Annotated in this window: 11 protein-coding genes and 1 tRNA gene; 8 read left to right on the top strand and 4 right to left on the bottom strand. The window is 55.1% G+C overall.

The features are described from left to right. Positions 1 to 44 precede the first annotated feature (44 nt). Positions 45 to 488 (top strand): hypothetical protein, encoded by a 444-nt coding sequence (locus E8D52_11650; GenBank protein ID TKB67911.1) that lies wholly within the window; start codon positions 45 to 47, stop codon positions 486 to 488. Between the two features lie 120 nt (positions 489 to 608). Here E8D52_11650 and E8D52_11645 read toward each other — a convergent pair whose 3' ends face one another. Then, positions 609 to 1,472, bottom strand: a complete 864-nt coding sequence (locus tag E8D52_11645; GenBank protein ID TKB67910.1) for an SDR family oxidoreductase — start codon at positions 1,470 to 1,472, stop codon at positions 609 to 611. A gap of 134 nt (positions 1,473 to 1,606) precedes the next feature. Between E8D52_11645 and E8D52_11640 the strand changes: the two genes are divergently transcribed. Beyond that, positions 1,607 to 1,682 (top strand) — tRNA-Met (locus E8D52_11640). Between the two features lie 17 nt (positions 1,683 to 1,699). On the opposite strand, the gene E8D52_11635 is transcribed toward E8D52_11640, so the two are convergent. Both E8D52_11635 and E8D52_11630 read right to left on the bottom strand, forming a co-directional pair. After that, positions 1,700 to 2,560, bottom strand: a complete 861-nt coding sequence (locus tag E8D52_11635) for a site-specific integrase (protein ID TKB67909.1) — start codon at positions 2,558 to 2,560, stop codon at positions 1,700 to 1,702. Continuing rightward, complete coding sequence (locus tag E8D52_11630) at positions 2,488 to 2,970, bottom strand: hypothetical protein (protein ID TKB67908.1); 483 nt, start codon at positions 2,968 to 2,970, stop codon at positions 2,488 to 2,490. The genes E8D52_11635 and E8D52_11630 overlap by 73 nt, the downstream gene beginning before the upstream one ends. 454 nt (positions 2,971 to 3,424) lie before the next feature. Here E8D52_11630 and E8D52_11625 point away from each other — a divergent pair, with 454 nt between their 5' ends. The 3 genes from E8D52_11625 to E8D52_11615 are packed head-to-tail and all read left to right on the top strand — an operon-like array spanning position 3,425 to position 6,334. Further along, positions 3,425 to 4,564, top strand: a complete 1,140-nt coding sequence (locus E8D52_11625; protein TKB67907.1) for a glycosyltransferase family 2 protein — start codon at positions 3,425 to 3,427, stop codon at positions 4,562 to 4,564. Further along, positions 4,561 to 5,952, top strand: coding sequence for an FAD-dependent oxidoreductase (locus E8D52_11620; GenBank protein TKB67906.1), 1,392 nt, complete (start codon positions 4,561 to 4,563; stop codon positions 5,950 to 5,952). The genes E8D52_11625 and E8D52_11620 overlap by 4 nt, the downstream gene beginning before the upstream one ends. 22 nt (positions 5,953 to 5,974) lie before the next feature. Further along, positions 5,975 to 6,334: a hypothetical protein gene (locus E8D52_11615; protein TKB67905.1), complete on the top strand. Its 360-nt coding sequence runs from the start codon at positions 5,975 to 5,977 to the stop codon at positions 6,332 to 6,334. Positions 6,335 to 6,769: 435 nt separating this feature from the next. On the opposite strand, the gene E8D52_11610 is transcribed toward E8D52_11615, so the two are convergent. Further along, positions 6,770 to 8,326 (bottom strand): glycosyltransferase family 39 protein, encoded by a 1,557-nt coding sequence (locus tag E8D52_11610; GenBank protein ID TKB67904.1) that lies wholly within the window; start codon positions 8,324 to 8,326, stop codon positions 6,770 to 6,772. Between the two features lie 352 nt (positions 8,327 to 8,678). Between E8D52_11610 and E8D52_11605 the strand changes: the two genes are divergently transcribed. The 3 genes from E8D52_11605 (at position 8,679) to E8D52_11595 (ending at position 12,144) form a co-directional block, all read left to right on the top strand. Beyond that, positions 8,679 to 9,056: a DUF1566 domain-containing protein gene (locus E8D52_11605; protein TKB67903.1), complete on the top strand. Its 378-nt coding sequence runs from the start codon at positions 8,679 to 8,681 to the stop codon at positions 9,054 to 9,056. Positions 9,057 to 9,580: 524 nt separating this feature from the next. Then, positions 9,581 to 11,131: a hypothetical protein gene (locus E8D52_11600; GenBank protein ID TKB67902.1), complete on the top strand. Its 1,551-nt coding sequence runs from the start codon at positions 9,581 to 9,583 to the stop codon at positions 11,129 to 11,131. A 653-nt stretch (positions 11,132 to 11,784) separates the two neighbouring features. Continuing rightward, complete coding sequence (locus E8D52_11595; GenBank protein TKB67901.1) at positions 11,785 to 12,144, top strand: DUF3703 domain-containing protein; 360 nt, start codon at positions 11,785 to 11,787, stop codon at positions 12,142 to 12,144. Positions 12,145 to 12,153: the final 9 nt, after the last annotated feature.

The following is a 12,153-nucleotide window of genomic DNA, read 5'->3' as shown; positions in this document are numbered from 1 at the left end:
CACAGTTGCCAATTACCAGCAGTTCGGTATAATTATGTTCAACAATGACAACACAATCTTCCACTCCCTCACCATTTATCACATCAGTGGCTGTCTTCCTCCTGCTCCTCTTGATCTGCCCTTGCCTGCCAGGAGGACTGGGCACGGCGACCCCAGCAGCAGCTGCTAGCCTGATTGAGATTTCGGAGCTCCTGGCCCACCCAGAGCAGTACGATCATCAAGACGTCATGGTCACTGGAAAGGTCATGACCGTGCAGTTAGCCACCAATCGTCAAGGGCAACCAGCCTATGGATTTCTGCTGCAAGACCAGGCTGGCACATTGAAAGTTGTGAGCCTTGGGCAGCTAGAAGTCCACGAAGGTGATCAAGTGATTGTCGAGGGTGTCTTCAGTCGCCTCAGACAAGTTGGCCGTACAATCATTTACAATGAGATCAAAGCCCTGTCTGTCAAACCCCTGACCCGTCTCAACCCAGATCTCGTCGGCTAACTACTCCCAGCTTCTTTAGATTTTGTATCGTACGACGAACCCACAAACAGTTACGTTTCCTCCATTCGACATTTTGAAACAGGATCTTGGCATCGGAGTGGCCAAACCGACCGTAGCGGGTCAGTGAGGCAATTTGAGGATCCAGGTCAACAGCCGATCGGAGATCCGGTCGGGAAGCAGTTTCACCAGTAGTGCGCGGAGCTTGGCATCAGTCCCAACGAGATACCGCGTTTTCGGAGTCGGAGCGGTTAGGGCTTCTTCAACCACTTTTGCGACCGCATCAGGCGCGATCGCTCGCTTTGAAGCTTCTCCCACGACCTTCCTCATCGCAGCTATAACAGGCTTATAAAGGGTTCGAAGTTCCGTCTCGATGGCAGCCTCTCGCTCAGCTGCCTCGATCGCCGACTTGTTCCAAATAGGCGTCGTGATTGCACCCGGCTCGATAATCGAGACATGGATCCCCCATTGCTGGACTTCAAGACGCAAGGCGTCTGTCATGGCTTCCAGCGCAAACTTCGAGGCCGAATAGGGGCCCATCAGCGGCATCGCTGCGAGTCCCGCGATGGAACCCATGTTGACAATTCGTCCTCGTGCCTGCCGAACCAATGGAAGAAACGCTTGGGTGACGGCCACCTGCCCGATGACATTCACTTCAAGCTGCTGACGAAGGTCGGCGATCGGTACGACTTCGAGTGGCGCCACGACTGCAATCCCAGCATTGTTAATCAGTCCAAAGAGTCCACGATCTCTCGTCGCTTCCAAAACCACTGTGCAGGACTTCTGAATGGTTGCGAGATCCGTCACATCGAGTTCCACCGGCACTAGCCGATCGGAACTTGATTCTTGAAGGGCTACGCCGTCTTCCGATTTTCGCACCCCTGCAAATACCACGAACCCTAACTGGTCCAGATGAAGCGCACAGGCCGCTCCAATTCCAGTGGAAGCCCCCGTGATGACCACCGCACGATTGTCTCCGATCGACATCTTCATCCTCTCAAACAGTCCCTTAAAACCATAACAGGTTTTGAACAACTTCAGCCAGACATGGCATGGCTATGTCCTGTCCAGTCGGTGGACAGTGACCGTCGTCTTCGGCTATCATCTGCATTCTTCAACGTGGCGGTGTAGCTCAGTTGGCAGAGCAGCGGACTCATAAGCCGCGGGTCGGCCGTTCAATCCGGCCCACCGCCACCAATAAATCCCGCAACTTATCACTCGGCTGCCCATCGGCCGTACCCACCCATCACGGTTTCTGTCACGGTTTGAACTGACCCTAACGGGTTGAGTCCCGTCTCACAACGTCGCTCTGCTGACTCCCCTTCCCCTTTCGCCACGGCCTTGGGCACTTGTTTCTCAGGCTCGACTGGTTGTTCGGTTTTCCTAAACCTCGTCACCTTCTCAACAGCCTCTTGTAAGTGGGATGGACTTAAATGAGCGTACCGTCTCACCAAGGCCGTGGAGCTGTGCCGCAACAGAGCGGCAATCGTGCCCTCCGTAGACCCGCTCATGACCAACCGACTCGCAAAAGTATGCCGCAGCGTGTGCCGAGTCACGCCGTCCAGCCCTGCTTGTTTTACTTTTGGAAGATGCACCCGACGATAGAAGTCCCGTGGGTCCACATGCGTGTCAGGATTCTCGCTAGGAAAGACCCATTGAGACCGACAAGAAGCCGACTTCTGTCTTCCGGCGATGGCCTCAGCTTCCGTCACGGCTTGGGCCTTGGCTGCCATGGAGTCCAACTCGCGCAGAATCGTCTTGGCTTCTCCATTCAGTTTCACATACTGCACCCTCCCAGCCTTGGTTACAGGCAAGGTAATCAGGCCTCGCTCAAAATCGATATCCTTCCACTGCAAACGAAACTGTTCCGCTCGGCGCATACCGGTAAGAGCGGCCAAGCGCACCCAGGGAGCACATTCAGGACCCACCGCCAAGCAAAGCGTTTGTTCCTCTTCTGGGGACAGAAATCGCAACCGGCCTGCCGGTTCCCTAAACATCTTGATCAGACTGACTGGATTATTCGCCAATTTGCCATCCCGAACCACCTTGCTGAGCACTTGCCGCAAAAACTGCATGTACCGGTTCGCGGTCTGGGGACTACGGCCCCCTCCGACAATTTCCCTCGCACACTTTCCAAGAGGGCTGGCGTAATCGCGTTGAGGCGCACTCCCGGCAGCAGCTCCAACCAGGTTTTCTTGTACCGCCGTTCATCCCGTTCCGATCGACCTGTAAAGGCTGCCAAGTACTCCTCCAGCACCTCCGCCAGCTTCGCATACCCACCGATCTGAAACCGCTCCGGGAAGAACCGGCCTTCCTTCTGCTCCAACTTCGCCTTCTCGTAGAACTCTCGCGCCTTCGTCTTGGTGGAAAAACTGCCGAACCGTCGTTCCCGTCCGTCGTGATACAGCCGGACATACCAGACAGGCTTACCGGTCGAGTCCAACTTACTCAGCAAGCCCCGATCCCTTCTCCCTGCTCGCGCCATCGCTCACCGTCCTTTCTGGCTCACCCTTGGAGCCCGGCTGAAATGGTCTTCTAGCAAGTACCGAATAAACCCGCTGGCCGTCGTACCTTCCTGCCGCAAGGCATCCAATCGCGCCTTGACCGGCTCCAGCACTTGAATCAACAACAGTACCATCTTCATTCCAATCACCTCCTTTTCTTGCATGATAAGCTTACTATTATCTGATAGCTAAGTATGTCAAGTGATGTTTGACGCATTCTAAGGAAGCGTGCTAGGCTCCACCCCTTCCCGCCGACCATCAATAGCCACTTCAGGAATGGATACAAGATGGTTTCTTTTGAGTAAAAGCATGGCGATTTCTCTTGCACAAATGGGGTAAGGTTGGGCGGAACTTTTCCTCACAACGCATCCTTTGGACCACCCGTGTGGCGCTCGTTGCTGAGCTATTGTGTAGCGTGGATCAAATCAGGAGATCATGGTGGGTGAATTGAATACACCCCGGACCAAGATATTTGCCGAGTTGGTGGTTATAGTCCCAACTTATCGCGAGGTCGATAACCTCCCCGAACTTACTAGGCGAATACATGACGCTGTGAACGGGGCCGGCATTAGCGCAGAAATTATCGTAGTCGATGACAATTCCCAAGACGGGACAGACAAAGTCTGCAAGGAACTGTCAGTGGACTATCCGATGAGGCTTATCACCAGGTTTTCCAATCGGGGGCTGTCGAGTGCGGTGATCCATGGGATTCGGGAATCACGAAGTGCGTATGTGCTCGTCATGGATGCTGATCTGTCCCATCCTCCCGAAGACATTCCTCGATTCCTTCAGCACCTTCGAGAGGGCGCCGATTTTGTGGTTGGTTCGCGATATGTGGAAGGTGGCGCCACCGATGCAACATGGGGAGTATTTCGCTGGTTGAATTCACAGGTCGCAACCCTTCTCGCGAGAGGACTGACCGACATTAAAGATCCAATGGCTGGGTTTTTTGCCTTCCCACGGCGAATCCTAGAAGCAGCACCACCACTCATGCCGTTAGGCTACAAGATCGGGCTAGAGATCCTCGTCAAAGGGAATTGCCAAAGGGTGATCGAAATACCTATCACTTTTTTGGATCGAACAAGAGGCGAAAGCAAACTGACCTTTCAGCAACAGCTCTATTATCTACAGCATCTCTGGCGACTGTATCAGTTTCGGTTCCCCTGGATGGCCAAACATTTGGTGAAGTACTTCGTGATCGGCGCAACTGCATCCGCAATCGACGTCGCATTGTTTATGGTGTTGTTCAACGTCGCCCACACCACGCCGCTGATGGCGCACTCGATCTCGGTACCGACGTCCGTCTTGTTCAGCTTTACCCTCAACGCCCGCCATAACTTTCACACGGTAGACCACATCGTATGGCGTTTGACCTCGTTCGCCATTGTCGCGACAATCGGATACGCGGCTGGTTACGGCATCATCGAACTTTGCAGGTCGATCGGACTCGGCGCTAATTTTGGGAAAATCCTTTCACTCCCGGTAGTATTTGTTTTGCAATATTTCCTCAATTCACGCATTACGTTCAAAAAGACTTCGGTGGTTGATTCAGATTCAGCCGGAGTCGCCGAGTGATCAGGCCTCGGATCGGCATCATCGGTGGGGGACTGACGGGCTTAACTACCGCGTATCGGTTGATTCAATCAGGCTGTGATGTGACAATTTACGAGGCATCGCCGGATGTCGGTGGCCTTGCATCCGGATTTACATTGGCGGGATTCCCGGTGGAGAAAGCCTACCATTTTTTGTACAAAACAGATGAATATATCCTCGATCTGATTGATGAACTCGGATTAGGCCCGAAACTGAAATATTTCCCTTCTTCTGTTTCGACCTATTACGGCGACGTCCTCTACCCGATGATGACGCCAATCGATCTCATTAAGTTTACACCCCTCAGCTTTGTTGATCGGATCCGCGCGGGAGTAACGGTGTTAGCGCTCCAGCGTGTACAGAACTGGCGGCGACTCAGTCGCGTTACTGCGCTCAATTGGCTGCGTAGGTGGGCCGGCAGCCGGGTCACCGATGTGATTTGGGAACCGCTGCTACGTGGCAAGTTTGACCGCTACTACGACAAGGTCACGATGTCCTGGTTGTGGGGACGCATCAAACAGCGCGTCGATAGCAGGGACGCCGAGGCTGGTGGCGAAGCGCTTGGCTACGCAGATGGCGGCTTCAAAGTAATCATCGATGCATTGATGCAGCGGCTGCAGGGCGTCGATTTACGCCTGAGCACGAGAGTTTCGAGCCTGAAGAATGAGAATGGTCAGGTGGTGGTCGAAACCGCATCTGGTGAAGAACGCTTCGACCGTGTTTTGGCAACGGTTCCGAGCAGCGTGTTCGCGAAATTGATTGCCGGTTACGAAGGAAATGATCCTGCATACTTCAATCGCTTGCGGAGCATCGACTATCTGGATGCCTGCGTACAGGTATTCGCAACACGGCAGAAGTTCACGCCGTATTATTGGCACAACATCAATACGCCTAACTCGCCGTTTGTGGTCTTTCTGAGCCTGACGAATCTCGTCGGGAGTGAAAAGTTCGGCGGACTCAACGTGTATTACATCGGCGACTATGTGCCTTCTGAGCACAAGTACATGTCGATGGATGCGGGGGAACTGAAGCGGCTCTGGTACCAGGAGCTGCAGAAGATCTTCCCCGAGTTCGATCCGACGTTGGTTGTGGACGATGCGCTGTTTCGATTACGTCACGCACAGCACATCGTCGACATCGGCTTCGAGGAGGCAAAGCTCCTCCCACACAACACCCCTTGCCCAGGCGTTTACTTGTGCAATTTCTCGCAAATCTTTCCTATGGATCGCGGTACAAACTATGCCGTGCGTGACGGCAACCGGATGGCCGAGCTGTTATTGACTAGTCTGGATGGTCGTGAAGAAGGTAATGCGCCACCTCTCTTGACGGAAGGACGCGTGTCCAGCCACAGAAGAAAGAAAGGGTGTTGAGCCCCCCACTTAAATTGTAGACATGTCTCATAAGCGAGAGGGCTTAATGGACACTGTGATGAAACCGGTCCAAACTGGGCGTGGGCGGCGGCGGTGGAGTAGTGAGCAGAGGCTGGCAGTGTTGCAGGAGTGGCAGACGGGGATCCCGCTCGAGGAGATCTGTCGGAAGTATGCGGTGAATGCCGCGTGGATGTACAGCTGGAAGCGCGGCCTGGCTCAGGGGCTCAAGGAATCGGGCGACATGGTTCCCAAGAGTCAGGTGCTGGGCTTGCGGAAGTGTGTCGAGGAGTTGGAGCGGGCGCTAGGACGGAAAGCGCTGGAAGCGGACGTGTTAAAACAAGTCTTCGAGCTCAAAGGACTGAAATTACCCGAAGGGACATAAGATGGGTGGCGCGGAGCGTGGGCGTATACCCCCCTCCACCGGCCCTCATGGCAGTACCTCTGCTTGTAGTGGTGATTAATCTTCAGTCCGGCACTCTTTAGTATCAGCAGAAAACATGCCATGGCAGAAGGGATTGCGTAGGCGGCCTTGCTGTCCATCCCTGTTGATCTGTCTATTCGTTGTCATGATCATGTATTCAAGCAAGGTTGGGGGTGGGGAGCTTTGGGGACAGTGCGATTAGTGGCCCGTAGCGTTCTTGGACTTAGGAAACCAAGAAAAGTATGTGATGAAATGTCAACGAAGACATGCCTTCCGGTTGTCGTGAACCATTGCGAGTGTCAGTAACTTCCGCTCCTACTAACTCCCACGGCGGCACCGGCTGCGGATATCAATTCTTTTGTACTGCCAGAACCGAGTCGGCGCGCACTGATGTCGTCAGTGCGTTCGATGAAACAGCTTTGTGCCGCCCCCAGCAGGATCGTGCTCATAATGATCCCGAATATACGCCGCCAACGCCTCTCTGGTTTCCCAGCCAGAGAGGGTGTAGATAAACAGGATCTCCTCAGGCCTGTATTGTGCGATGCATTGGTACACTGTTGACTCCGTAACACTGCCCGACCAGATACGCTTGTACGGAATCCCTGACATTTCGGGTGGCACCAGCAGCCCTGCCCAGAATGGATAGAGCGGTCGATCGGCGAATACCCAGCTTGTGCTCGAGGCCCGCTTTCGCAACGCGACAACCAGTTCATTCTCACTCGCGAGAGGAGCAGTCTGTAACCCCCGCATGTGGCTCCATATGTGCCGAGGAGTGTATGCCAGCGTCAGGGAGATCACAAGCACGTAGACGAGCCAAGCCAATCGGTTCAGAGACCTGCGCTCCCCCCAAGCCGCGGCTCGATCTCGGAGCAACCCGAACCAGCCGACAATACCTGACGCTCCCAACCAGGCCATCGGGATGGCGAAATGCAGGTTGTAGTAATACCAGTAAGGCCGGTGTGCCCAATGGATCGCCAGCACGGTGGCAAACAACGTGGCCGGACACAACACGTCCCGTCGGCGTTTCGAGGCGAGCAACGCAATGCCCAATGCGGTCGCAGCCGATAGCGATGGTGCACGCAAGAAAAATGCAGCGGGCTTGAATGTGTGCTTGTCGGGCACAGCGGCGTTCGTCGATCCGGAGAAGTGAGACGCCCAGAACTCCCACACGGTATCCGTTCCGTAGAACCTCAGGACGATGAGGCCCCACGTCACGAGGACCGCTCCGAACCAAACCGCAACGTCGCGGAGAAGGTCGGTGCGAAGATTCCGGCCATTCCTGTCCAGGTATGCCACACCCATCGCCGGCAGAAAGATCGCACTGGTAAGTTTCACTTGCAATGCGCAACCGAATAGCACGCCCGAAAGCGCAAGCCACCGCATTCTGCGCGTGGAGTTGTAGCGTGAGGCTGATAGTAATGACGCGAGAGCCAGCGTCGTTGCCGGCAGCTCGGTCATGGGCGCGACGCTCTGTTCAAGAAATGATGAGGACGACACCAGCAATGCTGTCGCGATCAGACCGGCTGCTAATCCGAAGCTGTTGCTGACGAGCTTCCATAACATCCACACGAGGGTCATGGCAAAACAGAGGGTCAGCAGCCGACCGACGAAAGCGGATGCTCCAAAAACGCGGAAAAGCAGGGCCAGGAGCTCAGTGAAGACCGGAGGTTGATCGCTCCATACGGTGAGGTAGAGAGCATAGCCGCGGCTCACAAGTAGTGCCTTCATCAGCTCGTATCCCTCATCCCAACTCAATTCCAGAGCCGTTTGCAAAGGCACCGCAAAGAACAGAATCGTCCCGAATCCAAGCGGTACGACCCAGTCCATCATACGCAGTCTAGCGTCCACCTTCGTCATATCCGTACCGTTTTTCTTGAGGCTGAGACAGAGATCCAACCAGAGATACGCAGCGGAGCCGAGGGTAGCAGACGCCTGTGATAAGACGCAAACCATATGGCCTGACGCGAAACAATCAACGTCAATGGTGTCACGAAAAAATGCTTTGACCACAACGCCGGTGTCGGCAAATTATCGCCACCTTTCTGAGCGATCAGTTCTGGCATGTCCACGGCTTCGATCCGCCACATCACAAGCGCCGCTCTTGGTGGCTGCGAGCCTGATTTTCTGGGCGATCGTGCGGTTGCTCCAGGTCTACTACGCCGGATGGGGTTCTGGCTTCGACGTAGGCATATACCGAACCTCCGCCCAGCTCTAGGGAGCTGGAGGCGCTCCTTACGTGGACTTTCAGCCAGAATATCCGCTGGGCGCTCTACCGGTGTTCCTGTTTCCCTACCTGGTGGGTGGTGTGGAGCACTACCCGGACTACTTTGCTCTGAGCATGGCGGTGTTTGACGTCATTGCCCTGCTGCTCGTTCTGTTTCAGGTGCGGGGCGAATGCACAGCCCGCACGACCGGCAACCGCAAAGGCTGGCGGCTGCCCTCGGTGCACGAACTGGCGAGCCTGGCGCACCCCTCCGTACCTCCCCCAGGCCCGACCCTCCAGTCGGGCCAGCCGTTTCTGACTGTCGGGTCTGCCGACTATTGGTCGGCGACGACAAATGCGGAAGATCCTACAGTTGCGTGGTTGGGGCATTTATTAACTGGCTCCGTGGCCAACAGCAATAAGGTCAACGTCGCCCACGTCTGGTGTGTGCGCGGTGGCCAGAATCATGAGGGGGCGTAGGCTCCCTGCTCTCTCGACCACCAGAAACGAATCGAGAAGGGCATAGGGGCCTCGCAGGGAGGTTTATTCTAGGAGGGTCACCAACTAGGCGCAAGAATTGAGTGGATAAAATGTTGGTATTTCCTGGCGTAGGATTGGTTCTCAGCAGCGTGTGGGGTTGCGAGAGCGACCATTGTCTGTCACCTCTGTCCACAAACCCCTCTCAGGGCTTAAATGGACGTGAAGGACCAGATGATGGAAGGGGAGTCGGAGATTAGTCTTATTCCGTGTGAGCCCAGGGTTCGAGTTTTTCTACTCCCGGTTTTGCTCCCGATTCCAGGTCCAACTCAATCGCACTCCATCCCAGTGTTGAGAGCAAAACACGCTGGATCGACAGAGGGATATCTCTCTCCATACACACTCAATCATCATCCATCGCCCTTTCTTTAGGTGGTACTTGCCAACCTTCATAGGTCCACGTTAAGGTACCAAACCTGACCAATAGATGAACCATCGGTTTACATTCTCGGGACGGGTCAGTCGCCATGCGCCTCACCACACATTGCCATCCCTCACTCCCGCAACTGGCCTGGGTCGCTGTTGTTGACAAGGTAAACGGCATCGTGACGCTCCGTCACGGCGCGAAGGTCGAAGTCCGTGACTCCCTCTGGATCGAAGGCGTGTGGGATGGACCTTTCGAGAAGGGCGACTTCGGAGAGACGGACTGTGTGTTTGGGACCGGTGGCAGGATGACCGGTGAGTCCGTGCGCTTCGTCAGTAGCGCCTCCACGACCGACTACCTCTATTATAGGACTGAAGCGGAGCGCGTGACCGTCTCCAATTCTCTCCCACTCTTGCTGACAACGATTAATGATCGCCTCGATCCCCTACAGTGCCGGACCTACGCGAGGGCCTGCGATTCCATTATGAACGGTCTGAACGATTACCAACGGGAGATGCAGACCGTGAAGGGCAGCGTGCGCCGGCTGATGTATCGCAATCTTGAGGTCTCCAGTGACAAGATCCTGGAAACCGAGAAGCGGATGCCGCCGCGCTTTCATCACTTTGAGGACTATAGACAGTATCTCCGCGAGCGGTACGCCAGCATCGTCGCCAATGCCCGCGATGGGGCGCGGACGTGGCCCTTGCCGATCCTCTCCACCCAGTCAAAGGGCTATGACTCCACCGCCGTCAATGCCCTCGCCGCACCCTATGGGATTGACCGTGTGTTTACCGTGACACAGGCCAAGAGTACCGCGCATCTGGCCCACCAACAGACTGGCCCACTCCAGGATGATGATGGGAGCGCCATTTGTGACGTGCTGGGGCTGCGCTATACGCAGCTTGCTCGCGATGTCTACACCCGAAACTTTGACGATGAATCGCTCTTCTACACGGCCCTGCATCTCTCGCAGGACGCCAATTTGTTGGGCGTCAAACCGCATGTTTCGACGGTGAGTCTCTTGCTGACCGGGACACTCGGAGAGATTTGGTATCCACGATCGACTTCAGGAGACCGCGCCCACGTCGATACGGACATTCGGCGGTGGGATCTTGGAGGACATGGCCTGTCTGAATGGCGGCTGGTCGTAGGATTGATCCATCTCCCACTGCCCTATATCGGCGCACGACGGAAAGCGGATATTCTGGCGATGACCGAATCACCCGAGATGAACCCCTGGCGCATGTGGACAAAATATGATCGCCCGATCCCTCGACGCATCGCGGAAGAGGCGGGCGTGCCGAGACAGCTCTTTGGTCAGTCGAAACTAGGGTCCGTGGTCCTCTTTTGCCATCCCGCCGTGCCCTACGGTGAGGGCTTGCGCCGGTCCTTCTTTGCCTCGCTGGTCCAGCAGCATCTCCTAAGCAGCCTGGAGGTCAGATTGTGGCCGCTTGTGCGCTGGTGGAATACCACCATGCAAGTGAAAACGGCAAGACGCTTTGCGCTGCTCCATTATGGTGAGCGGGCAGTATCGAAACTGCTCAGACGCCCGTACAAATTCCCACTCCTCTGGATGAAACTGGAGGGCGCGCTGTTCTGCTTTTGCGTGAATCGGACCGCCGAGCAATATAAGAAGTCCGTCATTCCCTATTGACAATGCTATTTGGGCTTTCGATAAAGGGGCTTCAAATCCCCCCCCGCCATGTCAAGGTGGCTTTTTCTTAATTCTCAAAAATCTCCAGACGAACCCTCGCACACTACTCGAAACAAGCCTACCCCCCTACCGGAGAAGGAGAGACCGTTGGCTTCTAGGCGAAGCCGGAGCACGCGGTACCTTAGTAACCGTAGCCGCCCCCACGTACCTTGGCGCAAGGATACCCCCCGGTTGGTTCAGGGAGCCGAAACGATTTACATAGCGGGTAGGTCCTGGGTACGAAAGGTACGAACATATGGGCTATCTGTGTCACTTCCTGTCCACGTATCCCCTCTAATTATGCTGTAAATCTCACGTTGCTTGACCTACTACTTTAACTCATAAGCCGCGGGTCGGCCGTTCAATCCGGCCCACCGCCACCAAACAAAGTCTGCTGGTGCCAGGGATATTTTATGGCCTTTCCGCCGTCCACTGGGGTGGACACGCATCCCTTGAGTATCTCGATCTAGCTTCTCTCTCGGACTATACTGCCATCTTTCAAGTTAAGCTCAGACGAAAACCATTCGTTTCTGATCATTTCATTCCGCCGACATCCTGGTTTTGAAACCATGTCGTCGCGTACAGTGCGCAGTGACGGCCCCTGAAAGATGAACATGCATCCGGTCTTGCAACAAGCCTATTGTGCCGAGATGAAGGCGGCAGTGGAGCGATATCATGCGGATGCACTGGACCAGGCATTTTCCCATCTCGAGCGGGCACACATCTTAGGACAATCATTTTCGGTTGCCCATGCGCGGACACACTGGTGGATGCTGAAGGTTGGTTGGAGACGTCGAGATTGCGTAGAAATTTCCGGTCAACTGTTTCGGATCCTGGGAGCTCTGCTGTTCTCACGAATGTGGGTGCCGATAGGCAATACTGGCGGGGCGCGGGTCTCTCCGTTTCAGCCCATGCCCATTCCTGAAGACCTTCAAACCCTCTTAGATAAGTACGGACGGGGCTCTAACACGTAAGCAGTCCCT

The sequence above is a fragment of the Nitrospira sp. genome, from assembly GCA_005116745.1.
GTDB lineage: Bacteria > Nitrospirota > Nitrospiria > Nitrospirales > Nitrospiraceae > Nitrospira_D.
The sequence above is the reverse complement of the archived record's forward strand: the minus strand, read 5'-3'. Positions and strand labels throughout refer to the sequence as shown.